23 protein-coding genes and 1 tRNA gene are annotated in these 25482 nt (G+C 53.0%); 15 read left to right on the top strand and 9 right to left on the bottom strand.

From position 1 onward, the window contains the following. The 3 genes from AINA4_RS00695 to AINA4_RS00705 are packed head-to-tail and all read right to left on the bottom strand — an operon-like array spanning position 1 to position 1762. Entirely contained in the window at positions 1–483 is a 483-nt protein-coding gene (locus AINA4_RS00695) for a YbaK/EbsC family protein (RefSeq protein WP_281787087.1), read from the bottom strand. A 2-nt stretch (positions 484–485) separates the two neighbouring features. Next, complete coding sequence (locus AINA4_RS00700; protein ID WP_281787089.1) at positions 486–833, bottom strand: carboxymuconolactone decarboxylase family protein; 348 nt, start codon at positions 831–833, stop codon at positions 486–488. After that, the gene (locus AINA4_RS00705) at positions 830–1762 is read right to left on the bottom strand and encodes a pirin family protein (protein WP_281787091.1); all 933 of its coding nucleotides are present in this window, start codon (positions 1760–1762) and stop codon (positions 830–832) included. Before AINA4_RS00705 ends, AINA4_RS00700 begins: the two co-directional genes overlap by 4 nt. Before the next feature lie 183 nt (positions 1763–1945). Between AINA4_RS00705 and AINA4_RS00710 the strand changes: the two genes are divergently transcribed. Further along, positions 1946–4465, top strand: a complete 2520-nt coding sequence (locus AINA4_RS00710) for an ATP-dependent Clp protease ATP-binding subunit (protein WP_281787093.1) — start codon at positions 1946–1948, stop codon at positions 4463–4465. Positions 4466–4468: 3 nt separating this feature from the next. Here AINA4_RS00710 and AINA4_RS00715 read toward each other — a convergent pair whose 3' ends face one another. Beyond that, positions 4469–4963 carry a hypothetical protein gene (locus tag AINA4_RS00715; protein ID WP_281787095.1) on the bottom strand — a complete coding sequence of 165 codons (495 nt, stop codon included), beginning with the start codon at positions 4961–4963 and terminating at the stop codon, positions 4469–4471. Next, positions 4956–5192, bottom strand: a complete 237-nt coding sequence (locus tag AINA4_RS00720) for a helix-turn-helix transcriptional regulator (RefSeq protein WP_281787096.1) — start codon at positions 5190–5192, stop codon at positions 4956–4958. Before AINA4_RS00720 ends, AINA4_RS00715 begins: the two co-directional genes overlap by 8 nt. Before the next feature lie 60 nt (positions 5193–5252). On the opposite strand from AINA4_RS00720, the gene AINA4_RS00725 reads away from it, so the two are divergent. The 5 genes from AINA4_RS00725 to AINA4_RS00745 all read left to right on the top strand — a co-directional run bounded on the left by AINA4_RS00725 (position 5253) and on the right by AINA4_RS00745 (position 9796). Continuing rightward, positions 5253–5762, top strand: a complete 510-nt coding sequence (locus tag AINA4_RS00725; RefSeq protein WP_281787097.1) for an amino-acid N-acetyltransferase — start codon at positions 5253–5255, stop codon at positions 5760–5762. 13 nt (positions 5763–5775) lie between these two features. Beyond that, positions 5776–6417 carry a hypothetical protein gene (locus tag AINA4_RS00730; protein WP_281787098.1) on the top strand — a complete coding sequence of 214 codons (642 nt, stop codon included), beginning with the start codon at positions 5776–5778 and terminating at the stop codon, positions 6415–6417. A 40-nt stretch (positions 6418–6457) separates the two neighbouring features. After that, the gene (locus AINA4_RS00735) at positions 6458–7747 is read left to right on the top strand and encodes a helix-turn-helix domain-containing protein (protein ID WP_281787099.1); all 1290 of its coding nucleotides are present in this window, start codon (positions 6458–6460) and stop codon (positions 7745–7747) included. 89 nt (positions 7748–7836) lie between these two features. Continuing rightward, positions 7837–9360 carry an aldehyde dehydrogenase family protein gene (locus tag AINA4_RS00740; RefSeq protein ID WP_114128443.1) on the top strand — a complete coding sequence of 508 codons (1524 nt, stop codon included), beginning with the start codon at positions 7837–7839 and terminating at the stop codon, positions 9358–9360. A gap of 43 nt (positions 9361–9403) precedes the next feature. Further along, on the top strand, positions 9404–9796 hold the full coding sequence (locus AINA4_RS00745; RefSeq protein WP_281787102.1) for a DUF779 domain-containing protein: 393 nt from the start codon (positions 9404–9406) through the stop codon (positions 9794–9796). Here AINA4_RS00745 and radA read toward each other — a convergent pair. Next, a complete protein-coding gene (gene radA, locus AINA4_RS00750) occupies positions 9793–11157 on the bottom strand; it encodes a DNA repair protein RadA (RefSeq protein WP_281787103.1) in 1365 nt (454 codons plus the stop codon). The two genes, AINA4_RS00745 and radA, sit on opposite strands and share 4 nt — an antisense overlap. A 73-nt stretch (positions 11158–11230) precedes the next feature. Between radA and AINA4_RS00755 the strand changes: the two genes are divergently transcribed. After that, positions 11231–11320: transfer RNA gene (locus AINA4_RS00755), tRNA-Ser, on the top strand. A gap of 74 nt (positions 11321–11394) precedes the next feature. Here the strand turns inward: AINA4_RS00755 and AINA4_RS00760 are convergent. Continuing rightward, complete coding sequence (locus AINA4_RS00760) at positions 11395–12231, bottom strand: CPBP family intramembrane glutamic endopeptidase (protein ID WP_281787105.1); 837 nt, start codon at positions 12229–12231, stop codon at positions 11395–11397. 107 nt (positions 12232–12338) lie between these two features. Here AINA4_RS00760 and AINA4_RS00765 point away from each other — a divergent pair, with 107 nt between their 5' ends. The 8 genes from AINA4_RS00765 to AINA4_RS00800 all read left to right on the top strand — a co-directional run bounded on the left by AINA4_RS00765 (position 12339) and on the right by AINA4_RS00800 (position 24502). After that, positions 12339–12680, top strand: coding sequence for a DUF2834 domain-containing protein (locus AINA4_RS00765; RefSeq protein ID WP_281787106.1), 342 nt, complete (start codon positions 12339–12341; stop codon positions 12678–12680). Between the two features lie 9 nt (positions 12681–12689). Then, entirely contained in the window at positions 12690–12923 is a 234-nt protein-coding gene (locus AINA4_RS00770) for a hypothetical protein (protein ID WP_281787108.1), read from the top strand. A gap of 253 nt (positions 12924–13176) precedes the next feature. Continuing rightward, positions 13177–18996 carry an SdrD B-like domain-containing protein gene (locus AINA4_RS00775; protein ID WP_281787110.1) on the top strand — a complete coding sequence of 1940 codons (5820 nt, stop codon included), beginning with the start codon at positions 13177–13179 and terminating at the stop codon, positions 18994–18996. Between the two features lie 120 nt (positions 18997–19116). Then, complete coding sequence (locus AINA4_RS00780) at positions 19117–19770, top strand: response regulator transcription factor (RefSeq protein ID WP_281787112.1); 654 nt, start codon at positions 19117–19119, stop codon at positions 19768–19770. Positions 19771–19774: 4 nt separating this feature from the next. Further along, complete coding sequence (locus AINA4_RS00785) at positions 19775–21550, top strand: hypothetical protein (protein ID WP_281787113.1); 1776 nt, start codon at positions 19775–19777, stop codon at positions 21548–21550. 87 nt (positions 21551–21637) lie between these two features. Then, positions 21638–22177, top strand: coding sequence for an NUDIX hydrolase family protein (locus tag AINA4_RS00790; RefSeq protein ID WP_280799381.1), 540 nt, complete (start codon positions 21638–21640; stop codon positions 22175–22177). 118 nt (positions 22178–22295) lie between these two features. Beyond that, entirely contained in the window at positions 22296–23435 is a 1140-nt protein-coding gene (locus AINA4_RS00795) for a hypothetical protein (RefSeq protein WP_281787114.1), read from the top strand. 8 nt (positions 23436–23443) lie between these two features. After that, positions 23444–24502 (top strand): hypothetical protein, encoded by a 1059-nt coding sequence (locus AINA4_RS00800; RefSeq protein WP_281787115.1) that lies wholly within the window; start codon positions 23444–23446, stop codon positions 24500–24502. A gap of 3 nt (positions 24503–24505) precedes the next feature. On the opposite strand, the gene AINA4_RS00805 is transcribed toward AINA4_RS00800, so the two are convergent. Then, positions 24506–24976 (bottom strand): hypothetical protein, encoded by a 471-nt coding sequence (locus AINA4_RS00805; RefSeq protein WP_281787116.1) that lies wholly within the window; start codon positions 24974–24976, stop codon positions 24506–24508. 46 nt (positions 24977–25022) lie between these two features. Beyond that, positions 25023–25481: a SprT-like domain-containing protein gene (locus AINA4_RS00810; RefSeq protein ID WP_281787117.1), complete on the bottom strand. Its 459-nt coding sequence runs from the start codon at positions 25479–25481 to the stop codon at positions 25023–25025. Position 25482 lies beyond the last annotated feature (1 nt).

Here is a 25482-nt window from a genome sequence, read left to right on the forward strand (position 1 = left end):
TTACTCACCAATATCGGCGGGAGTTCCCCCGGTCATGCGAACCAGTTCGCTAAAAGTGGTTTGGTAGACATAGGCCGGGTGACCTCCTGCAGACCAGATGGTGTCGTACTGGGCTAGGTCGTTGTCCACCAGAGTGGGAAGTTCGGTGGCAAGGCCCACGGGTGAGACTCCACCAATGACATAGCCAGTGGCAGCACGAACGTCATCGGCGTTGGCCTTCGTAATCTTCTTTCCACCAAACGCAGCAGAGACTTTGTCGGTGTCCACGCGGTGTCCACCAGAACTCATTACGAGAACGGGTTCGCCATCGGCGAGGAAAACGAGCGAGTTCGCTATCTGGCCCCTCGTAATTCCGAGGCCTTCAGCTGCGGCTTGGGCGGTGTGGGCATTGTCATCGAGGCGAACAACATCACCTTCCGCGCCGTGCTCTTTCAGAGCTCCGCGGAAACGTTCGACAGATTCAGGGTGTTGGATTTCGGTCATGGTTAGTGTTCGTGATTTACAGCGTCACTGATCTGAAGTGCCATTCGCCCGTGGGTAAACGCACCACCTGCACGCAGTGCTGCAGCAATCCACGCTGCTTCGGCAATCTCAGCATCCGTTGCTCCTGCCTTCACGGCGCCCTTGGTGTGAGCATCGATGCAGAAAGAGCACTGTGTGGTGAAGGCCACACTGAGTGCCATGAGCTCGCGGAATTTGAGCGGGATAGCGCGGCCCTCTTCAGCGAAGACCGCATTGTCGAAAGCCAGGAAAGCTTCCATGATGTCGGGGGTTTCTTTTTTATACACTCGACCGAATTTGCGGTTCTCGGTTCCGTCGTAGAGATCACTCATGGCCTGGGCAACTTTCGTGGTCGAAGGTGAACGTGAGGCATTTCTGGGGCAGGAATTACGGGGCCCTCGTATGCGACGGTACCAAATACTCCGTCAGGATTGGAGCCCTCAACAACATCGCTTTGCCACTGCTGACGCATCTGAACGATTTCTTCATGGCTGCGGCCAATGAAGTTCCACCACATCACGAGCTCTTCTTCGAACGGCTCGCCACCGATCATTAACATTCGAGAGGGAACATCACCGGTGGCGATGGTAATGCTGCTGTGGCCAGGCTCAACATAGGCGAGCTCATCTTTGAGGGCCTGCTCATCGTTGACGGTGAGCTCACCCGAATCAATGAGGAAACCGTGCTCATAGCTGTGGTCAACGGGGATGGTGATGGTGGTGTTTTCAGGAATCAAGATTTCAGCAGCAACAAGACCAGTAAACGTAGTGGCTGTGGAGGTGGCGGCCACTCCATCGCCTGTGAGACTTCCCACAAACACAGTGAATTGGGCTGGACCAATAGTCATCCGGGGAGAGACGTGGTGCTCAAAGAAAGGAGCAATGAATCGGTGATCATCGGGAAGTGCAACCCACAACTGCACACCATGAAGTCGGGAGGTGGTGGAAGTCGAAACTTCTGAGTGAGAAATCCCCGCACCTGCAGTCATGAGGTTCACCTGACCAGGGCTAACCAACTGCCTACTTCCCACACTGTCGTGGTGCTCCACTTCACCCTCAAAAAGCCAGGTGACCGTTTGTAAGCCCGTGTGTGGGTGAGGGGCAACATGCATGCCACCACTGTGTTCAACAAGGTCTGGGCCAAAGTGATCAACAAAGCACCAGGCACCAATGGTGGTGCGGTGTCGGTTCGGTAAAGTTCTGCGCACCGTCATCGCTCGCAGGCCACCCAGGGGCACATCGCGAGGAGTCAGAATGCTCATACTTACAGACTACGTTTCGGGGTGGGTATTTATTCCGTGGCACCGGACGTTCCCCCTCCAGCGAACATCACCATTCCAGCTCACGCCGTGGGCGAACAGGGGCATCTTTAAGAGCAATACGGCGTTACTCTCAAAAGCAAGACCTGCACTGGATACGAACACCACAGTGCTGATGGGAGAGAAATGTTTGAGAGATTTACCGACCGCGCTCGCCGCGTCGTTGTCTTGGCGCAAGAAGAAGCCAAGATGCTCAATCACAACTACATCGGCACGGAGCACATCCTTCTAGGTCTCATCCACGAAGGCGAAGGTGTTGCAGCGAAGGCTCTCGAGTCCCTCAACATCTCCCTCGATGCCGTGCGTGAGCAGGTCCAAGACATTATTGGTCAAGGCCAGCAGCAGCCCACCGGCCACATCCCTTTCACTCCACGTGCGAAGAAAGTTCTCGAACTCTCGCTGCGTGAAGCATTGCAGCTTGGTCACAACTACATTGGCACCGAGCACATTCTCTTAGGTCTCATCCGTGAGGGTGAAGGTGTTGCTGCACAGGTTCTGGTCAAGCTCGGTGCTGACCTCAACCGTGTTCGTCAGCAGGTTATTCAGCTTCTCTCTGGCTTCCAGGGCAAGGAGCCTGTTGCTGCCGGAAACAAGGACGAAGCCGCTTCTGCTCAGGGTGGTTCTCAGGTTCTTGACCAGTTTGGTCGCAACCTCACCGCTGCAGCCCGTGAAGGAAAGCTTGACCCTGTTATCGGTCGTGAAAAAGAGATCGAACGCGTCATGCAGATTCTCTCTCGTCGCTCCAAGAACAACCCTGTTCTCATCGGTGAGCCCGGTGTTGGTAAGACTGCCGTTGTGGAAGGTCTTGCTCAGGCGATAGTCTCCGGCAATGTTCCTGAGACCCTCAAGGACAAGCAGCTCTACACACTCGACCTGGGCTCACTCATCGCTGGTTCGCGTTACCGCGGTGACTTTGAAGAGCGTCTCAAAAAGGTCACCAAAGAGATTCGCACCCGCGGAGACATCATCACCTTCATTGATGAGATTCACTCACTCGTCGGTGCTGGTGCTGCTGAAGGCGCCATCGATGCCGCCTCGATCCTCAAGCCACTGCTTGCTCGTGGTGAACTCCAGACCATTGGTGCGACAACTCTGGATGAGTACCGCAAGCACTTTGAGAAGGATGCAGCGCTGGAGCGCCGCTTCCAGCCCATCCAGGTTGCTGAGCCTTCCTTGCCTCACGCAATCAACATCTTGAAGGGTCTGCGCGACCGTTACGAAGCACACCACAAGGTCCAGATCACCGACGGTGCTATTGTCGCGGCTGCTAACCTTGCCGACCGTTACATCCAGGACCGCTTCCTTCCTGATAAGGCCATTGACCTCATCGACGAAGCAGGTGCTCGTCTGCGCCTATCCATCCTCTCCAACCCACCAGAGTTGCGTGAATTGGATGACCAGATTGCTCTGACCCGCAGCAAGAAGGAAGCAGCTATCGAAGATCAAGACTTCGAACGTGCTGCCGCACTGCGTGATGAAGAAAAGCAACTGCAAGCTGAGCGTGTTCGCCGCGAGGCTGAATGGCGCAAGGGTGACGCAGGCGGCCAGGGCATCGTGGACGAGGGCGTTATTGCTGAAGTTCTAGCCCAGGCAACCGGTATCCCCGTCTTCAAGCTCACCGAAGAAGAATCAGCCCGCCTGGTCTTCATGGAGAAGGCTCTTCACCAGCGTGTGATCGGTCAGGAGAAGGCCATCGCGGCTCTGTCCAAGACCATTCGACGCACCCGTGCAGGACTGAAGGACCCCAAGCGTCCTGCTGGTTCCTTCATCTTCGCGGGTCCTACCGGTGTGGGAAAGACTGAGCTTGCTAAAGCACTTGCTGAGTTCCTTTTCGATGACGAAGACGCCATGATTTCTCTCGACATGAGTGAATACGGTGAAAAGCACACCGTCTCACGTCTGTTTGGTGCTCCTCCTGGGTTCGTCGGATTCGAAGAGGGTGGTCAGCTCACCGAGAAGGTGCGCCGCAAGCCATTCAGTGTTGTTCTCTTCGATGAGATTGAGAAGGCACACCCTGACATCTTCAACTCTCTTCTTCAGATTCTGGAAGAGGGTCGTCTCACCGATGGTCAGGGTCGTGTTGTTGACTTCAAGAACACCGTCATCATCATGACCACCAACCTAGGAACCAAGGAAATCTCCGGTGGTCCTGTTGGTTTCCAGCTTGAAGGCGACGCTGTCAATGACTACGACCGCATGCGCGGCAAGGTCAACGAAGAGCTCAAGAAGCACTTCAAGCCTGAGTTCCTCAACCGTGTTGACGACATCATCGTGTTCCCTCAGTTGAGCAAGGAAGAGCTGGTTCAGATCGTGGATCTGTTCACCAAGCGTCTGAGCGACCGCATGATGGATCGCGACATGACCATCGAGCTCACTCAAGCTGCGAAGGACCGCCTCATCGAGGTCGGCTTCGACCCAGCCCTGGGTGCTCGTCCGTTGCGTCGTGCGATGCAGGCCGAGGTCGAAGACCGTCTCTCCGAGAAGATTCTCGAAGGCCAGCTCGCAGCTGGAGACCACGTTCACGTGGACTTCATCGGTGGCGAATTCGTATTCACCACCACTGCGCGTGAAGCTGTTGGTGTGTCCGTTGCCTCTCAGGCCAACGGTATTTCGGCTACACCTGAGATCGTCGCTGAGGGCGAGTAGTTCCTACTCGCCCTTCTCTCCCCAGGCAATGACTGCAGAGGGGAGAGCCGCTAAGAGGAACAAGGTTCCGACGATCAATCCCATGGTTTGTTCGTCACTGAGGAAGTCAATCCGTAATCCAAACGCAGTGCCGATGAAAATTAGTGTGAGTACCGCTGCCATGATCCGGTAGGCGTGCAAATAAGCGTTATCTCTCAGTTGCTGTTGGCGCTCATCAATGAGTTCGTCAGGTGCGTCCGCGATTTGGCGAATAGATGTTCTCAGCAAAAGGTAAACAGTCAACATCAGCACGCATGCACCTAGTGCAACGATGTCATTGATTTTGCCGTCGAAGTAGTCGGTTGCGATTGCAAATGCGTAGAAGGCCGATAGAAGAATCACGAGGGTTCGGCGTGCTCGTGTTGTCCGAAGGTAGTTGAATTTTGTGTCAGTGAGGGACTTTTTCATTTCTTTCTCGGTGACGCCCTCGACCCAATAGACCTTGTTCTCTTTAGACATGTGCTTCTCCAAATTGTTCTAGGGAAAATACAGCAGTTACTTCGTGTTCGAGAACACGGGAGATACGTAAAGCCAGGACCAAACTGGGGCTGTATTCGCCTCTCTCGAGGTAGCCAATTGTTTGGTAATGAACCCCCACCGCATCAGCGAGTTCCTGTCGCGACATGTTCTTCGCGGTCCGCAGCTCTTCAATGCGATTGAAGACGGGTTCCTCGGGATTACGACTCATATTTGTAGCATAAATGCTATGTAGCATTAATGCAACATTTTTGATTGGTAACCTGTCAACATGTCTTTAGAGTCCATTTCTGTGCGTCGTGCTCGCACGGCAGACGTGCCATGGATCTTGGATGTCACGAAACCGCTTGTGGACTCACGGGTTTTGTTGGGCAAAGACGCTGTCTCTATTTATGAGGCTGTTCAAGAATTCCGTATCGCTGAAGACAGCGACGGCAACCGCATCGGCTGTGGTGCTCTGCACGTGATGTGGCAGGACTTGGGTGAAGTTCGTACCCTCGCAGTGACCCCCGAATGGCTGGGCAAAGGCGTTGGTGCTGCCATTTTGGCCAGGCTTGTCGACGATGCCACCGAGTTGGGATTAGGTCGACTCTTTTGCCTCACCTTTGAGGTGGACTTTTTTACCCGCCACGGGTTTGTGGAAGTCTCCGACGCCATCATTGATCCTGAAACCTATGCTCAACTGGTGCTCTCGCACGATGAGGGTGTTGCCGAATTCCTGGATCTTGCCCGTGTAAAACCCAACACTCTGGGAAATACAAGGATGCTGCGCGTCCTGTAGGTAATTTAGGGGCATGAGCTCTCAGATGCCTGGACAACCTAGACGCGTCTCACCCGCGGTGTATCGTCGCCGCAGACTGGTCGCTCTTCTCGCACTCATTGCTGTCGTTACTGCGGTTGTGCTCATCATTGTTCGACCTGGACAGGCAACGCCAGAGCCCACACCTACCGCAACGGCGAAACCCACTCCGACTGTTGTTGCCTCCGAGACTCCAACCCCTAGCCCCACTCCCACCGTTGACGTGTCGTCTTATAAAGAGTGCGCTGTGAAGAACCTCGTGGTCACTCCAGTCACCGATGCGGTCGACTACCAAGCAGGTGTTCTGCCTAATCTGTCTTTGACGATTCAGAACACGGGAAGCACAGCCTGCTACTACAACGTGGGAACATCTGCACAGCAGCTCACCATTACTTCTGGTGCAGAAACCTACTGGGTTTCTACTGACTGCCAAACAGAAAAATCAGATACGGTCGCCATTTTGGAACCCGGTGTGGTCTACCCATCAGCTCCAGTTGCCTGGCCTCGTGAGCGCAGCGCACCCGACACCTGTGGCGGCGTGCGCGATCAGGTTCCTGCAGGTGGTGCTTCCTACTACCTCACTGCCAAAGTGGGCGAAGCAACCTCAAAGACCTCCAGCCAGTTCCTCCTGTACTAGTTCTTTTCTTTGAACGCCGAAGAGGCGTAAGCTCGAGCACGTGACAAGTCCTTGGCTTGCCGACCCCGACGTTGTGGTTTCCGGCACTATTCGCGCAGTCGTTCGCGACTCGTGGTCGCGCGCGGAACAAAGCCAACTTGATCCAGATCGGATGCTGTCTCCACTGCTGTTTGAAAGCAGTGAACTACATGACTATCGCGAAGCACACCCGCTGGCAGAAATGATGCCAGTTATTCGCAAGCTTCTCGTGCGCGATGCAGACAACGATTCAGGAATGCTTGTTGCGGTGGGGGATGCGATGGGGCGCCTGCTCTGGGTTGAAGGTGACCAGGGGCTTAAATCTCGTGCCGAGTCGATGATGTTTGTTGAAGGCTCAGACTGGAGTGAGTCCGTGGCGGGAACCTCGGCACCGGGAACAGCCCTCGCCTTAGACCATGCCATTCAGATTCGCCGGGATGAGCATTACAACCGACTGGTTCACGCCTGGAGTTGCACGGCAGTTCCTGTTCATGACCCTGAGACCAAAGCCATCATTGGTGTCATAGATATCACCGGGGGAGACCAAGCGGTGGATCGTCACACCATGCCCTTGGTGGAGGCAACTGCTCACGCTGTGGAGACAGAGCTCATGGTGAGCAGGCTGCGCAGTCGTGATGCCGCTTCCTCGCGGTCAGCTGCGAATTCCAAGTTTGTCCTGTTCAATAACTTGCCATCCTCAGTGAAGAACAAATCAGCCCGAGCCACCTTGCATATCCTCGGCCGTGACACCGCACTTCTCACCATTGGCGATCACTCCATTGAGCTCACTCAGCGTCATGCCGAGATCATGACCCTGCTGGCTTGGAATCGCTCAGGGTTATCTGCCGAACGGTTGTCGGAACTGTTATGGGGAGACCCTTATGCAACCTCACGCTTGCGCCCAGAAATGGTGCGTTTGCGCAAGCTCCTAGACAAGTTCCATCCAGGAATTGCGCCAGAGTCCAAGCCGTATCGTCTGCCCGAGCAGGTTGAGATAGATGCTCAGCACGTCGTGGCATTGCTCGATCGTGGAGCACACAGGGCAGCGTTGTCCGCGTTCCGCGGGACGCTGCTTCCGGACTCGGTCTCCCCGGGTATTGAAGACATCCGCACTGAAGTGTGTTCACACCTGCGGGAGTCACTACTGAGTGATGCCTCCGTGGATGTCCTGATGGACTATGCCAACTCCGAGCAAGGCTTAGAAGATCTGGATGTGTGGCATCAGGTGCTTAGAATGCTGCCGGCAAAATCTCCTAAGCGAGCACATGTGGTTGCTCACGTGGAGAACCTCGTCTTCCTGCAAGGGCAATAGCTCCCCTTCGCAACTTTCTGCAACCTTTCGGTCCCTAATGTTGGAATGCCATATCCGGCACTACGACAAAGACGTCGAAAGGTACATAAATGACTGTCTATGCAAACCCCGGCACACCTAATGCCGTCATCACGTTCAACCACAAATACGACAACTTCATTGGTGGCAAGTATGTTGCACCGTCGTCAGGTGAATACTTCGAGAACATCACGCCGGTAACCGGCCAGGTGTTCTGCGAGATCGCCCGCGGTAACGCCAAAGATGTTGACATGGCTGTTGCAGCCGGGTGGAAGGCCTTCGAAACCTGGGGCAAGACCAGTGCCACCGAACGTGCCATCATCCTGAACAAGATTGCTGACCGTATGGAAGCAAACCTGGAGCTCCTCGCTGTCGCAGAAACCTGGGACAACGGTAAGCCTGTTCGTGAAACCATGGCCGCAGATATTCCTCTGGCCATTGACCATTTCCGCTACTTCGCTGGTGCCATTCGTGCACAAGAAGGTGGCATCTCCGAACTAGACCACAACACTGTGGCCTACCACTTCCACGAGCCACTGGGTGTTGTTGGCCAGATCATTCCCTGGAACTTCCCCATCCTCATGGCTGTCTGGAAGCTTGCTCCAGCACTGGCTGCAGGTAACTGCATCGTGCTCAAGCCAGCTGAGCAGACCCCTGCATCAATCCACGTACTGCTGGATCTGATCAAGGACCTCATTCCAGATGGTGTGCTCAACATTGTTAACGGTTTCGGTATCGAAGCTGGTGCACCTCTTGCCTCTCACAACAACATTCGCAAGATTGCGTTCACTGGTGAAACCACCACTGGTCGCCTCATCATGCAATACGCAAGTGAGAACTTGATTCCTGTCACCCTCGAACTCGGTGGCAAGAGCCCCAACATCTTCTTCGAAGACGTTGCAGCTCAGAAGGACGCCTACTACGAGAAGGCTCAAGAAGGTTTCACCATGTTCGCCCTGAACCAGGGTGAAGTCTGCACCTGTCCTTCACGTGCACTTATCCAGGGCTCCATCTATGACGGATTCATGGCTGACGCACTGCCTCGTGTGGGCAAGATCATCCAGGGCAACCCTCTGGACACCAACACCATGATTGGTGCACAGGCATCCAACGACCAGCTGGAGAAGATCCTCAGCTACATCGACATTGGTAAGGCTGAAGGCGCCAAGGTTCTTATCGGTGGTGAACGTGCTGACCTCGGTGGTGAACTCTCCGGTGGCTACTACGTCCAGCCCACTGTCTTTGAAGGTAAGAACTCTATGCGTATCTTCCAAGAAGAAATCTTTGGCCCAGTGGTGTCTGTCACCTCCTTCAAGGACTACGACGACGCCATCAGCATCGCCAACGACACCCTCTATGGTCTTGGCGCAGGTGTGTGGAGCCGTACTGGCGACATCGCTTACCGTGCTGGCCGTGCCATTGAGGCCGGTCGTGTGTGGACCAACACCTACCACCAGTACCCTGCTCACGCTGCCTTCGGTGGCTACAAGCAGTCTGGTATCGGTCGCGAGAACCACAAGATGATGCTCGATCACTACCAGCAGACCAAGAACCTCTTGGTCTCCTACGCAGAAGGACCCATGGGCTTCTTCTAAATCGGCATTATCAAACAGGTAACAAACACAGGAGAATCATTACATGGACCTCACCAGAGTTGATTACACACCAGAAGCCGCTGAGCTTCTGCGCAAGATGACTCTCAAGCACGGTCCGTTGATGTTTCACCAGTCGGGGGGCTGCTGTGATGGCAGCTCCCCGATGTGTTACCCCGTCGGGATGTTTCGGGTCGGGGGATCCGACGTCCTGCTACAGAAGCTCGAGATTGACGGTTTGGAACCAATCGAGTTTTATATGTCGGCATCGCAATATGAGTATTGGAAATACACCCACCTCACCGTTGATGTGGTGAAGGGTCGAGGTAGCGGATTCTCTGTTGAAGCTCCCGAGGGAGTCCGTTTCATGATTCGCTCACGCATGCTGACAGACGAGGAGATCGAACACTTCGGCCTCCTCAAAGCCGAAGCTGTTTAGAACGCAGCATCGATTTCGCGCTCGCGGGCGTCCTTGGCTGTGTCAAAGGCTGCCTTGAGAGCTGAACGTAGCGTTCCCACATTGTGATCAATACGGGTACTAAATCCCAAGCGGGTCGCTTCGGCATCACGTTGCTTACCACCAGTGACAGGGCGGATTTCTCCGGCCAGAGAGATTTCACCAAACGCTGCCACAGTGTGAGCGATGGGCTTGTCATGGAATGCACTCGCCACAGCAATGGCAATGGCCAAGTCGGCACCAGGCTCATTCAGACGAACACCACCAACAGTTGAAACATAGACATCCTTGTCACTGAGTTTGAGTCCAGCGCGACGTTCGAGCACAGCAAGAAGCATTGCTACGCGTGAACTGTCTAACCCGTTGGTGACTCGGCGAGGATTGGGTGCACTGCTGGGAACCACCAGCGCCTGAATTTCCACAGGCAATGGCCGCTTACCTTCCAATGCAACCGTTGCACACGTTCCCGAAACAGCAACGGAAGACCTACTCAAGAACAAACCACTGGGGTCGGGGACTTCGGCAATACCGTCTCCGGTCATTTCGAAGCAGCCCACTTCGTCGGTGGGCCCAAAGCGGTTCTTCAGTGCGCGGACAAACCGCAAGGCGGTTTGTCGGTCGCCTTCGAAGTGGCAGACAACATCAACTAAGTGTTCGAGAAGTCTGGGTCCGGCAATAGTGCCGTCTTTGGTGACGTGACCAACCAAGAGGATAGGAAGGTTGCGTTCCTTTGCTACGCGAATGAGAACGCTGGCAACCTCGCGCACTTGACTGGGACCACCCGCAAGACCATCCACTGCAGAACTGGCTACAGTCTGCACAGAGTCAACTATGAGCAAGGCAGGTTGCACCGCATCAATTTGGCCAATGATGGTGGAGAGATCTGTCTCAGCTGCGAGATAGAGGTTCTCAGTTAGTGCGCCCGTGCGGGACGCACGCAAGCGCACTTGACTCACGGACTCTTCTGCGCTGACATAAAGAACCTTGATGCCGGTCTTGGCAGCGCGGGATGCCACCTCGAGAAGCAGCGTTGATTTACCCACACCGGGTTCACCAGAAAGCAGGATGGCAGCACCGGGAACAATTCCTCCGCCAAGTACACGGTCAAACTCGTTGATGCCGCTGGCCCAGTGAGTGAGTTCGCCATCGGCGGGAACTTCCGTGATAGGTCTGGCGGCATTGTCTTCGCTGACAAAAACCGGGGTCATCTTGACTTGGATGCCGGTCTTTGTTGACTCCTCAACGACGGTCCCCCACGCCTGGCATTCACCACAACGACCAACCCACTTAACTGTGTTCCAGCCACATTCAGTGCAGGTGTATCCAGGAGTTGCTTTGGCCATGCCGACAGCCTAGCTGTGGCGGCGGACAGTGGATTGGTGGCGTGCGCAAGCTGTGCGTAAACTCTTTACTACTGGTTCCGTGTCCGAGCGGCCGAAGGTGCAACTCTCGAAAAGTTGTGTACGTGAAAGCGTACCGTGGGTTCAAATCCCACCGGGACCGCCAGAAAAGCCCCCTCAATTTCATGCTCTATGAACTTCAGGGGGCTTTATCTTTTCTCGACCTCAGCGATTTATCTACTACGGTGCTGGGAACAAGAAGATGGGTGCCCACTGGGGGTGGTAGGCATAAATCAGAACTAGGAAGACAACAACATCAAAGAGTAAGTGCACGGTAATGACGTAGTAGACCGATTTACTCTTCTCAAAAATCCACGCTTGAATGAGCGCGAACGGAATAGTGAGCAGCGGCCCCCACGAGCGGTAACCAAGTTCCCACAGGAACGAAACAAAAACGATGGCTTGTAAACCATTAGCAACCCACAACGGGAAGTGTCGCCTCAAGAGCGCGAAGATAGTGCAGATGAAGAAGAGCTCATCCCAGATGCCAACAAAGCCAACGCCAACAAACAGTCGAGCAATTTCGGACGGCTCGGCGACTGCTGGCCAGTTGAGGTAACTTCCCGAGCCGATGAAATACACCGGCAGGATGAGCCATCCCAAAACGAGAACTAGTCCAAGCCAGATCCACTCCAGCCTGGTCCACGGTTGTCCTGGTCTACCTGGGAACGTAATCGCATGGTCTTTGAATACCCACCTACTCAGTGAGTAGGGAACAGCAACAGCCAGAACCAGCACTGTTCCCATCAGGGCGATATTGCCCCATTCAAGATTGGCCTTAAGAGAAATCTGTTCAATTCCCACCAAGGGAATGGCGATGAGCAAAAGGTCCCTGGCAAAGCACCATGAGATCGAGAACGCGAGAGCGAGTCCTGCAACAACGGTGAGGTATCCCCACGAGGTGTGGAATACAAAAAACAGCGGAGCAGAACTGACAACTAACAGCGCGGAGAGAAACATCCGAGCCTGAGTCCACTGAGTTGCGGGCAGGGTAAAACTGGGCGCACTGGCAGTCATGCCTCAAGAGTAAGTGACGATGGTTCGGAGTACTCTCAGCAAATTTCAAGCATTGAGTTTGAGTGCTCACGCGCTAGGGTGAAGTCACGACAGAGGGGCAATACATCATGCATAAAAAGCTGTTCTGGGTTTATCTCGTGCTCTCTATTGTGGGACTGATCACTGCCTGGATTTTCAATGGGATTGCTGTGATGAATCAGGAGGACTACCTCGGTGCCTGGTTTGGGTCTGCGGTTGACTGGGTACTTTCGGCCGATCTCACTATCGTTGCCATCGCGGTCGTGGTGTTCATGATCACCGAATCCCGACGTATCGGAATGAAACGAGTGTGGCTCTATATCCTGCTCTCAGGTGTGACCGCGATGGCTTTCACCTTCCCACTGTTCATGGCCATGCGTGAACGTCGACTGGGTGAACTTTCTTCAACTGCTCCTGCTCTAAAGAACTAGGCTGGCACCATGGAAAACGAAAACTCGGTCATGAGTGTGGGATCGAAGAACTCGGTGTTGAGTTTGTGGTCAACGAATTCGTTTATGTCCATTGGTTCTCGAGGCTCAGCTTTTTCCATCGGCTCGATTGGATCTTTCGGCAGCATTCTCTCCATTGGCTCATTTCTGAGCGTCCTGAGCATAATGTCGAGCCTCGCTTTTCTGGGTTTGATGGCTTCCAAGAAGCGCATGAAGCGTAAATAAGTTTCACTCTCATATTTCTCCACTGCTGAGGGGGTTTCCCCTCCCGGCGGGGAATTCACCATGTGCCATGTCGCGCAAAAATTGCGAGTTGACCATTCTTGAATTCAAGGTGATCTAACGGACGTGAGGCATGCCCGTGCAGTTATTTTCTCGCTCGAGAGTAACGAAAACTCGGCGTGCCCTCAGGCGGCTTCGCCGCCGTCAACTGGCCTCGGCAAGATTCTTACTCGTCACAATTTTGACTTTAGGAATCGTGGCCTCAGGCGCAAATACAGCTCAAGCTGTTGATGCAGTGACATTGAGTGTTTCTGCCACTAGTGTGGCCCCTGGTTCCACGGTTGATTTAACTGCATCCATGCCAGTTGTTTCGGCGGGCTCAACGACCCAGACCTTGACACAAACTATTGACCCAACAAAAGTCAAACTAACGAGCGTAAACGACATTACTTACCCTGCCGGATGGACTCTCTCGTTCTCCACTGATGGAACAACCTTTACGACAACAGCACCCACAACAACTAATGGCTGGGCTTCAGTCGTCGCTGTCAGAGCATCCGGTCCAATAAATTCAAATGGAGCGGATGGAAATGGCTACCAAATCGCAACCGGAACTGCTACTGGTTCTGCAGTAAGTCTGACCCCTGCGTCAATTCCCTCTTCTGGAGTCAGCGGCACGGATGGATACCAAGCATTCTTTGATGCAGGTCGCACACGTGTTTTCAATCTTTTTCACCACTCAGTTGGGGCCACTCTTGATTGCCACGTTATTGCAACTGGTTCAACATGTGTGGGATTTCCATTTAACTATGGTGGTTCAACTGAAGAGGCAGCACATGGTGTGGTTGTGGGGAACACGATTTGGGCAGCAAGCCTTTCCGGGTTCTATTGCATAGATATCTCTGCTGTTTTGGCCAACACAGGAAACACCGTTGGAGGAGGTTCGCCAGCTAGATGCTTTGGTGCAAGCGCGCTCGTCCCCGGAACCTCTAGCTTGCCCTTGGTTTACTTCACGGGAGCATCTCAACTTGGTCAAGCGGAGGAAACAAAACTTTATGCTCTCAGGACGAATGCTGTTTCGGGCGCACAGGTTTATTGCATTGATACTGCAACTCGCGCTCTTTGCTCGGTCCCAACTCTGGACACAATGATCAGCAAAGGCGCACAAGCTGATGGTGATGTTGAACTCATTGGGCAGAATTTGTACGTTTTTGTCTCAACCGACACGGGCCAAAACACTGTCAATTGCATCAATGTAGTATCTGGCAATCGCTGTGCTGGCTGGAATAGTAATTTTCTTGCTCAATCAAGCGGTGCCTATTGGAATCAAATGGGCAAATTTGCTCAGATTCCCAATGCTCAGGGAATTTTGAGAGGCATTTGCTACCTCCGCAATGAAACAAATATCACGTGGACTGATCAGCTATGGGCAGATCAACCTTGCTGGAACTTAGACGGTTCCACATTTACGCCGGGTTCCATTAATCTCCCGCGTCTTTCACCTGGAATTTTTCGAACCTACGGTAGCCCGGTTGTTTTGGGCTCGAGGCTATACATGAGCAACGGTAATACCGGAACTAATTTGGGTGAAATTTTATGTTACGACGCCGCAGCAAACAATGGCATGGGTGGCCGTTGCAACGGTGCGGCAAGTAACGCAGCATTCCTTCCACCCTCACTCGCGGAAAATTACACTGTCACCCCAGACCCACTTATTCAAGACTGCATTTGGGTTGCAAGACACACTGACCCGGTTCTCAAGACATTCAATATTTTGACTGGTCAAAGTGGCTGTTCTGCCCTTTCTCCCACAACAGCAACATTTGCAGGCAACGTCATTGTTCCTCGTATGTCATGTAGCAGTGGCTCACAACAGGTGCGGTCCTGGGTTTCATTCATGCTGAGTAGTGCAGGATCTGGATCATTCACTTCTGCAAAACTGACAATTAAGAATTCATCAAATACCGTCATCGCAGGCTGGGTGGATGTCCCACTTTCGCTCAATAGTCCCCTAGATTTGAGTTCATTGAGCACTGTAGATACAGGAACCACCCCAACATTTAGTGTTGCGTTTAACGGAATAACAGGTTCAATTACAACCGCAACGGCGGTCCTTAAAGCAGTGGGTGACGCACCAGAACTGTGTACCAGAGTCACAGCGGTGTATCCATGCCCAAGCGGTCTAGGCCCCATGTCTTCTTTACCAGACTTAGCTACAACTGTCGGAGCATTTGGAACTTCTGTGTTGGGCGGCGTGACGACGACGCTGACTTCTGCATCGCGGAACCTAACAGTGCAAGCACCGTCGTTAGGTTTTTGCACGACCTCAATTTCCGGCCGAGCAGGTGATGCTGGGGGAGGTACTTCAGGTACTGCCATACCGGGCGTGACGGTCACTTTGTTAGATTCCTCGGGAAACCCCATTCTCAGTAATGGAAGCCCTGTCACGACAACTACTGCAAGTGATGGCACTTACACTTTCGCCAACCTTTTACCTAACTCATACAGGGTGAGCTTCAACAGTCCTTCAGGAAAAACCCTTGTCAGCTCCACCACCTCATCCGGCGCTGCAGGAACTACCGTCGGTGCGAGCAGTAATCTGACTGCGATCTGTCCTGGTGGCGGAACCGGGACCACTCTTCAATCCAATTTCAGAACTATTTCGGGTTCTTCTGTTCTAGATAGAACTACTCCTACAAACCTTGTTCAAAACGGTGACTTCACAACGGCGAATACACCTGGGGATCACATGTATTTGTTTGGAACAGTTGGCGGGACAAGAACAGTCAACGGTGTGACCGCTCCAATTGGAACTATTCCGAACTGGACTATTACTGGTGGTGGAACAGATACTTACGCTTTTTGGTCGAAGAATCTTGATTATGCCCCCATTGCGAGTATTAGAACGACTACATCTGCAGGCAATAACCAAAATCTTGTGTACTTCGGCAATGAAGCCGGAGCATCGGTAACTCCTGCGGTTACTTACAACGCAGATGGCTGGTCTGCAGGAACGCACACCCTCACAACCTCCGGGCCAGCGTATGGAACAGGTTCCAATCCTCCTCAGCTAAGCCAAACAATCTCAACTGTTGCAGGAAAGACTTATCGCCTCCAGTTCTTGCAGGCATATGAAAACTATGGAAGTTTGGCTGGTATCGCTGCTTTGGATATTTCCGGATACTCCCGCAGCTATTTCAAGGTCCTTAAAGCTGTCACACGAAACACCATTGAGTTTGTTGCGACTTCATCATCAACAACCATTTCCTTCTTGAGCTGGGGGCACCTCCCTTCAGCTACCGAGCTAGCTCTTGATGATGTCATTGTCAACGAATGTGCGCCAGCACCATCGACTTTAAACTCACCGCTCGCGGCCACCGTCGTTGGTACGAATGCTGTCGTGAATGCGTTGTACTCGCTTCCAGCTGCTGCTGGTTCTGACCTTTCTTCTGGCGCCTGGGACTCCAATCAGACGATCAGCCCCTTAACTAATGACAATGCGTCATCGGGAGCAACACTGACTGCCTCCAGTGTGAAGGTGTGCACAACATCGACATCGACAGGGTCGTGCACGGGAACGACGTTGACCGTTCCAGGTGAAGGAACATATACGGCGAACGCCAACGGCACCGTCACCTTTGATCCGCTGCCTACGTTCTCGGGAACTGCAACCCCGGTTAAGTACGTCGTTTCTGATTCTGCATCGAATGTAGTTTCGTCAACGATTACTGCGTCTGTTTCCGCTCCTGCTCCTTCGTCAGCTTCGGCGGATTCGACCTCGGGGTTGAAGGGTGCAACTCAGACAGTCACCCCCCAGTCGAATGACACACCTGGTGCCGGTATTACGTTTGTGAATTCGTCGGTGAAGTTGTGCGCGGTGGGGATTTTGCCACCGAACTGTTCGGCTACGTCACTCACGAATGCTGCTGGTACGTATTCGGTGAACGCCACGACGGGCGTAATCACCTTCACACCTGATGCATCGTTTAGTGGTGTTGCTCCTGCGTTGACGTATCAGGTCTCGGATACGTCGGGTCAGACGGTGTCGTCGACCTATACGGCTACGGTGACCGGTGTCCCCACCACAGATAATGAATCCACCAGTGGTGCCTGGAACCAGCCACAGTCGGTGAGTTTGATTACCGGCGATGTTGCCGGTTATGGCACAACATTGACTTCTTCAAGTGTGAAGTTGTGTGGCCCAAGTGATACTGCACCGAACTGTTCCCAGACGTCGTTGACGGTTGCTGGTGTGGGAACGTATGTGGTGGATTCGACAGGTTCGGTTACGTTCACACCGCTTGCTTCCTTTACGGGCACTGCTGCTGCGGTGACGTATTCGGTGACGGATTCGTTGAACCAGAAAGCTACGGGAACGTATACGGCGGCGGTGACACCTCCTGCAGCTCCTGCTGCGTCTTCGGAGCAGAAGGCCGTGTTGCCTGGAGGTACGGTCTCTTTCACAGCGACGGTGTCAGGATCTTCTCCTCTGGCAACGGGTACTCAGCTGAAGACGGGCGCTTCTGGTGGTCCACAGTTTGTGTGTCCCGTTACTGGTGCCTCGTCCTGCTCTGCCACCTCGGTGGTTGTCACGGGTGAGGGCACGTGGACAATGAACCAAACCACAGGCGTTGCCACATTTATTGCCAGCAATTCGGCAACACCTGGCACGCTCACTGCGGTGACGTATCGGGTTACGGATGTGACAGGGCAGACAGCAATAGCAACGTTGACTCCTATTGTTCCTCCGGCACCAACTGCTGCTGCTGACGCTTCACGTGGTGCTGTGGATGCAACACAGTTCGTTGCCGTGTTGGGTAATGACGCTCCTGGTGCTGCTGTTGCCGGCCTCGTTGGTTCCACGGTGAAATTGTGTGATGTGAACCAGAGCGCTCCTAGCTGCACTCTCACGTCAAAGACGGTTGCAGGTGAGGGAACCTATACCGTTCTCGCGAATGGCGTGGTGAAGTTTGTTCCTGTTTCGGGCTATCACGGCACTGCTACGACCGTGAACTATCAAGTCCAAGATGCTCTTGGTCAAACAGCGAACTCCACTCTTCAAGTTGTTGTTGTTCCACCACCGTTCCCCCTGGCAACAATCGATACTGGCTCTGCTGCATATGGACAAACGGTCACGTTGAAGCCTCTTCTCAACGATGCGCCTGGAGTTGTTCCTTCCGGAGAAACAGCTCCTGCACCCAACATTGTTGCTGCTTCGTTGAGGTTGTGTGGTGCTGGTCAAAGTGCGCCTACGTGTTCTGCAACGAGCGTCACCACCGCGGATGGAACTTATGTTCTCAACGCCTCTACCGGTGAGGTGGTGTTCACTCCAGCCACTGGTTTCAGTGGCACGGTGACCTCTCCTGTGACCTATCAGGTCAGTAATGACTGGACGGGACTGTCGGGCCCTGGCACAGCTACTTCAGTGTTACTGCCGACAATCGCACCTCCTGGCTCACCTGTTGCGGTCGCCGATACGCGAGAGACTTCACCGATGACGCCGGTCACACTCTCTCCTGTTACTAATGATGTGAATGGAACAGGAACGCTTGTTCCCGCCAGCCTCAGGCTGTGTTCTTCAAGTGAGATTGCACCTGCTTGCACACAAACCACAGTGACAGTCAACGAAGGTGTGTTCACGGTGAATACGTCCACCGGTGACGTGACGTTCACTCCTAATAGTTCGTTCGACGCAACTCATCCCGCGCAGGTCGCCTATGCAATCCAGGACTCGTTGAACTTGTGGACCCATGCCACCATCACGATTACTGATCCTCCTCTTGCGCCGTTGTCACAAGTTGCAAACCTTGCACAAACAGGCATGAACTTCTTTGGAGGGCCCGGACCATTTAGCGTTCTGGTTTCCCTCGTAGCTGGAGTTACTCTCGTTGCGTATGCAAAGTATTCACGACTCAAGCCTGGAACTCACATGCTCAAGATTGAATACTCTGACTCATATGTCAAACTCATGGACACCTTGGCGGGAACTGCTGTTCCTGCCACAAGAGAACCCGACGTTTACGAGGACAAGGACGTTCCACAAACCTATCGATACGTTGACGGCAGACCAGACTGATTTGCGATAAGTGCTCTCCATAGACAATGAGGGGTTTTCCCACATTTGTCCTTGCATTTACCCAGAATCACGCTGATTCTTGTTAAATCTGTATCTAAACGAAAGCACGTCATGCCTTCCATGAACTCAATCAGAGTTGCTGTTGTTGAGGATCAGCAGCTTTTTCGGGAGTTGCTGACCACTTATCTTGATTCGGTTGATGACATCGAGGTTGTTGTTTCTGCAGGCACGGTTGAAGCCGCTCGCGCCATGATTCACGAGAACGAGGTTGATGTCGCCATATTGGACATTGATCTACCGGACGGAAATGGAATTGGACTTGGAGTTAGCCTCCGAAGAGACCAACCACACATCGGCATTCTTCTTTTGTCGGAGAAAGACCTTTTGGAGTTGGTAAGGACTTTGCCGAAAGATACCCAACGCGGATGGAGCTATCTAGCTAAGTCCTCCTCGACCGATTTGGAAGTTTTGACTTCAACGATAAGGTCAACTGCACGTGGCTACTCGGTCATCGATCCCAAACTTGCATTACGGGTTGATGCCCGGGAAGGAACAGGAGTTGCGGCACTTTCAGCTCGCCAATTCGAGGTGTTGCGTTTGCTGGCGACAGGTAAATCAACAGAAGCGATTGCTGCCGAGATGGAGTTGGCTCCCAATTCAGTGGTGAATATGTTGACAGCTATTTACAGCACTTTGAAGGTACCTGAGGACGCTAACCCACGCGTCTACGCGGTTCTTCAATTCCTGTCTGATACGGCACGAGAAATCAACTAGTGCAGTGATAAAGAAGTGGTTCGCGCTACTCACCCAGCGTGTCATGGGGGATAAAGCGTATTCGCTTCCAACTTTCTTGGTTGTTGTAGTTCCAGCGACGCTGTTAGCTGTTATTGCGGATCCTGCTGCGACCGGCAGTAATTTTTTTGCCTGGGCCGCAGTTGTTGTCTCCGCTTCTGTAATTGCTGGCGTTTTTTTCATTCTTTATGGTCGAGTGGTTTTTTCTACAGTTCCACGGCGTTACAGACTCGCAACCGGGCTTTTCGGATATGCGCTTATTGGCGCACTACGTGGTGGCCTCATTGGCTTATTGAGCCAGTGGAGTGGAGTTTTAGAGTCAATTAATTGGCAATTTAGACTCGGCGGAGGAGCACTCGTTGGCCTCGTGCTACTGCCAGTCGCAGCAGCATTCGTCAACGACTACTTCGCATTCCAAGCTTCACTGAGAGAGTTAATGTCAAGTAGAAAACGGCTCTCAGAACTTACAGCTAATGCCCAGTCAGAGTTAGATTCTGAACGTGCATTGATGCTAGAAAGCATCAACTCAAAGCTAACTGCCGCAGTTGATGAAATCTCAGTTCAAGCCAGCCCGGGTCAATCTGTTGAGTCCTATCGCACTGTAGTAAAGAACTTATTGGGCGTTGCAGAAACAGTGGTACGTCCTTTGAGTCGACAACTTCTTTCCGGTGCACAAATCCCCAGCACATCGACCGCCGATAAAGGTCTGGGAACAGGAACCGTACAAGATCTAGTGAGAGCTTCAACACTTGCTCAGCCATTTCGGCCCCTTCCAATTACCCTGATTTGGGCAGCAATCGGGGCATCAACTATGTCTGCGCTGAAACCAGGTTTTCCAGAAATTTTGGCTTATCCACTTTTTGTTTCTTTGACAGGGCTGTTTTTGTGGCTGGGTAAGAAGTTCCTCGTACCTCACTTGCCAAGGGTCTTATTCACAACCCGTCTTGTCATTATTTTCTGTTGGTTTGTTATTGTCTCCTTCGTTCCCGCGTATCTCAGTTGGCTACCCTTGGCGCAAACTCAACGCGATGGCTTTAGCTCGCTGACTGCTACGTTGCTCATCCTTGACCCCGTAGCAACATTCATTATGTGTTGTGTTTTTGCCTCCTTTGCAGGCCTCAAAAGTGAGCGCGCGCGCATTCTGGCTGAAAACAATGCCATCAATAACGACCTGAGGTGGAAGCTAGCTTCGATTAGAGGTCTTCTCCGTGCGCAAAGAATGGAACTCTCCCGCACCGTTCATGGTGACGTTCAGTCAGTGTTTATTGCCGTCGCTTTGAAACTCCAAACAGCAATTTCAAAGGGCTCGGTCAGCGATGTTGTGCTGGAGGAAATCAAGCAGGAGTTGGCTGCAGTAGCTAACTTCACAGTGGGAGCCAAGGAGTATCCGATGCTCGGCCAGGCTGTGGAAGAGCTTCGATCGTTGTGGGGAGAGAGTCTTGTAATCTCGTTCAATCAGGATTCTGAATCTGAACCAGTGATCGCCACCAACGACGTGCTTCGGGCAACACTCATTGACGTCATGTGGGAGGCCGTGACTAACGCAGTAAAGCACGGCTTTGCTCGAGAAGTTTCCATTTCCGTCAGACGCGTTGGACAGACAATTCAAATGTGGGTTGAAAATGATGGCACCCCAGTTCCTGAAAACTTCGATGTCGGTGCCGGGTCCGAACTTATTGCTGAGGTCACTGTCAAATTTGACCTTCGTAACTCGGGCAACAAAGTAGTACTTCTAGCCGATATTCCAATATTTGCTCTCTAGTTTTCAGAACTTTCAGTTCGAAGTTGAGTTCTGGCTCGCTCGGGATATATCCCACAGCCACAGCTCTGATTCCGGTAGAAATAGGTCATGAGCGTGCGAACTCCTGATCCCAACGGCGGCTGGCTAAGTGACGACGAGCTTTCCTCGATCCGCCGCCGACTTCCCCTTCTCTACGTTGAGGCGGTGCCTGTTCGGGTTGACGGTCTCGGTGTTGTTACCGAAGTTGGATTGTTACTTCGCGCTAATTCGACCGGCGAAATGACCCGCACCATCGTCTCAGGCCGAGTGATGTATGGCGAGACTCTACGCGAAGCGCTGTTTCGCCACCTTGAAAAAGACTTAGGCCCCATGGCGTTCCCGCTCCTGCCTGCTAATCCCAATCCTTTCCACGTGGCTGAGTATTTTCCTCTTCCGGGCATCTCGCAGTTCACTGATGAACGCCAACACGCGGTCTCCTTGGCCTATGTGGTCCCCGTCACGGGTACCTGTGACCCGCGTCAAGACGCTTTGGAAATTACCTGGCTCACACCTCGCGAAGCAGCTAGCGATGCCGTGACCTCTGAAATGGAAGGTGGTCGCGGAGCATTACTTCGCGCGGCGCTGGCTTCTGTGGGAGCACTGAACTAAAGAAATGCGGTCAAGGGGATAACCCCCGGCTTATACAAAACCCCTGTTTTTGCTCTAAATTCTGCCCGTATACTGATTCAGATTGTTTAATCCAGGTTTGTCGAGGCGAAAGGACATCGTGGATATCGAACTTCCCGTTGTGCCTGACAAAAAAGGACTAGATCCCCAGCAGGTTAACGTAGCGCTGACTGACGTGCAGATTGAGGTCTCACGCCTGGAATCGGAGCGCGCAGAAATTGATAAGCGTATCGACGCCCTCACTCGTGAGGTTGCTGAAGTTCGAAGTGCTCTCAAGCGTGCCAGTGCAAAGCCTTCCTTCTCCGACCTGGGTGCAGCTTTCGAGCAGACTCTTCGCGTTGCCGAAGAACAGGCTGGCAAGCTCATCGCTGATGCCCAGACGACAAGCGCTCTCACTCGACGCTCTGCCGAAGAAGAAGCCGCAACTGTCACAGAGAACGCCAAGAAGCAGGCAGCCAAGCTCCTTGCCGACACTGAGGCACGTGTTGAACGCCTGATTAAAGAATCAGATAAGAAACTCAATGACGCACTGAGTACCGCTCGTTCCACTCTCGCTAACGCTGAAATTCAGCATGATGAGGCTATGAAGATTGCAGAAGCAATCACCATTGAGGGCGCTCAAAAGCGTGAAACCCTCGAAACAGAGCTTGCTCAAGAAATAGAACAGTCACGAAGTGAGATCGGAACTTTGCGTCAGGTTCACGAGCGGGACAAGCGTCGCATCGAAGAAGAGATTGACGTTCTGCGCGCTAAGGCGGAGCGTGACAACGGTCGCCTTATCGCTGAAAACGAAACATATATCGCCCGGCTTCTTGAAGAATCACAAAAGAATCTGGACATTGCACGTGAACGTGCTCGCGAGATTCTTGTCGAATCGCAAAAGAACTATGCAGCTTCACGCCAGGAGGGTGTGGCCTTGGTTCGCGAAGCTCGCGAAACTGCGGCAGGAATTATTCGCCGTGCTCGTGCTCGTGCCAACACCTTAACTGAGCGTCTCGAAGAACGTTCAGCAATCTTGCTGGAAAACGGCGAAAACCTGCTCGACGGCATCAACACCGAACGTGAGACTGTCGAAGCCTTCAATTCAGAACTTCGCATCATTGCTCTTTCTGAGCAGAACCAAGATGACGACACCCTGTTGAACTATGTCTCCGTAGCAGATGATGAGCTCGCTGAAGAACTCACCGTCGAAGCGTTGGACATGAACGATGATTCCCCAACCGATGAGATGAAACGGTAGGGCTGAAAATGGATCTGACCCGCTCCTTTAAGACCGTTCGTCGCAACGGCTATGACCCCAATGACGTCAAGCGTGTCTTCCGTGATGCTGAAGCACGCATGGAAGAACTTCGCCAGAGCACTCGCTCAGGTATTGCAACTGTTGAAAAGTTGGAACGTGAGCTCGCCGACTTCCGTGACGCTCTTCGTCGCTCTAACGCCAAACCCACTTTCGCCGATTTAGGTTCAGCCTTTGAGCAAACCCTCCGTGTTGCAGAAGAACAGGCTGACAAGCTTGTTGCCGATGCCGAAGCAGACGCCAAGGTTGTTCGCGAGTCTGCTCGAGCTGAGGCAGAAACAGTTACACGCGCAGCCAAGAACAAAGCGTCTGCATTGCTCGCCGAGACTGAAGAGTCGATTGAAGATAAGCGCTTAGAAGTTGAGCGTGAAATTGCTCAACTGAACATGAAGGCTGAATCTCTCATTCTTCAGGGCAACACCGCTAAAGAAACTGCGCAGCGTCGTGACGCTGCTCTGCTTGCCGAAGCAGAGCGTGATGCTGCTGATGTTCGCGCTCGTTTGCACCAAGAGATCGAAGACGCAAAGACTGAGCTGGAAACATTGCGTCAGATTGCCGAGCGTGAACAGCTTCGTATTGAGCGTGAAATCAAGCTCGCAATGGAAGAGTCAGAGCGTGAGCGTCTTGCCCGCCACGAAGAAGCTGTTGCTTTTGTCGAAGCACAAACTCAGGAAGCGAATGAGCTTCTTCGCGCTGCGGAAGAAGAAGCACAAAGTCTCAACCAGCAGATGGATGACTTTGCTGCAACAACCCGCTCAGATGCTGAAGCTCTTCTCAACGCAGCACGTGAGAGTGCAACCAACCTGATTAGCCGTGCTCGTTCACGCGCTGAAACATTGGCTATCCTCTTCGACGAGCACGCTCTCGAAATGATGGAGAAGGCAGAGCGTCGTCGTGACAGCCTCGAACGTCAGCGTGAGGCAATGCGTGAATTCTCACTCGAGCTTAAGGCACTGGCTTCGGCGGATGCCATGGTTTCGCTCGACGAATCTGAATCGCAGCGCGACTAAGTTCTAGCTCCAGGTTGGGGCAAGCTTCTTCAGCTTTGCTCCGCGAATCTGCCAGAACGTCCACAGCCCTATAAAGACAAAGGGCGTGAGCAGTCCAGCTTTGACGACCAAGCGGTCGCGGTAAAGCGTCTGGTTGTTATCTGCAGGTGAGATGGCCATGCGATGATCCCAGTTCTTGACCATTTTCATGGGACCACTGAGCGGCTTGCCTGAGTCAATCATCATGCGAACGCCGCCGGGACGCTGGGTGAAACTGACGTCAATGGTTTGGTGGCCCATCGGGATGATGCCGAATAAGCGCATGGAAACTTCGTGGGGTCCATCACCTATCCACGCCTGAGGAAAGCCACTTTGTTCTTTGGAAACAATCTTGAGCCAGGGAGAGGAAACCGCCGTGAACACCTTCGGGTTGGCAATAGCTCGCCAGGCAACATCAGGTTCGCAATCGAGTGTGAGTCGGAGAAAGACGTTCATGGGTGCCCCTGGTGTTGTGTGGGGGATATCCCCCTCACTTCACACGCTAGCTGATTTCTCGCTTTTCCCAGTGAATTAAATTGGCACGATTAAATCCGCGGCCGCATTCACCGCAGCTCAGGACTTTTTTGGGCTGACGGAAACGGTAGTGTTCATGCCCTGCTGGGCAGGTTCCCAGCCAGGGGGCAAGTTCATGTGCCGCGCTTCCGTCATGGGTACGCTTGCCGTCATATCCCAAGTCGTAGGCAATCTTTTTCCAGGTTGGGCCGTGCCCGGCACGGGGTCCTGCTATCGCGTGGGCAACTTCGTGCAAAAGAATCTGGTGGACCTCATCGTCTTCATATTTGGCTGCTAAGTGCCTAGAGACAGAGATCTTTTTCTCTGTGAAATTACACAGACCTGCCCGCGTGCGAGCATGGTCGAATCCGAAACTCCACACAGCGGGGTCAAGATGCAGGCGGATGAGGGCATCCGCCCACTTGGTTACTCGTTCCAGATCTGCCATG

The sequence above is a fragment of the Aurantimicrobium sp. INA4 genome, from assembly GCF_027924525.1.
GTDB lineage: Bacteria > Actinomycetota > Actinomycetes > Actinomycetales > Microbacteriaceae > Aurantimicrobium.